Consider the following 635-nt stretch of genomic DNA (forward strand, 5'->3'; position numbering starts at 1 on the left):
GGTGGCGGTCAGGGTCAGGCTTTGGTCAGCGAGTATTTCCAGCGCGTCGCTGTGGGCTTGAAAGCTGACGTTGCCGTTCTGGGCGATGACCTTGGCGCCGCCCTCGGCCGTGAACCATTGCGCGCTGTCACCACTGATGCCTGCAATGCTGTGCCTGGCGCTTAACTGTCCGTCCTGTTGTGCGGTGACGTGCAGGTGTTCGCCCGCGAAAGCGACGCTGCTGTTGGGCGTGGTCATGCTCAGGTGGCTGGGGGTTTCGAGCACGATGTGCGGCGCGTTGAAGCTTGGCACCGGATCGCCGCCGTTGCGCTGCTGGCCGTCGGGTTGCGTGGCGTTCTGGCCGTTGACCTGCGCGGGGTGATGCGCGCCCTGTTTGAGGTCGAGGCTGTCGGCGAGTTTGCGCTGCATCAAATTGGCTTGCAGTGCACCCGCTTCGGCCTGGCGGGTGGCCTGATCGAGTCGTTCGGCGGTTTGCACCGCGCCGTTGAGCTGGGCGTGGGCTTCGCTGATGTCCATCTGCGTCGAGGTGGCGCCAGCCCTTCTGGTCGCTGAAAGCAGCAGGCCTTGCTCGGCGCGGACATGGCCCCAGGCATCGGTGGACTCGACAAAACCTTCGCCGCGATAAGCGCCACGTC

1 protein-coding gene is annotated in these 635 nt (G+C 65.2%); it reads right to left on the bottom strand.

Going from position 1 to position 635, the window contains the following annotated elements:
• Positions 1-635, bottom strand: a 635-nt coding sequence (locus tag NPS29_RS28670) for a DUF2345 domain-containing protein (protein WP_274136869.1), incomplete at both ends; no start/stop codon positions are given.

Origin of the sequence: Pseudomonas putida (assembly GCF_028682175.1) — a bacterium.
Classification (GTDB): domain Bacteria; phylum Pseudomonadota; class Gammaproteobacteria; order Pseudomonadales; family Pseudomonadaceae; genus Aquipseudomonas; species Aquipseudomonas putida_AD.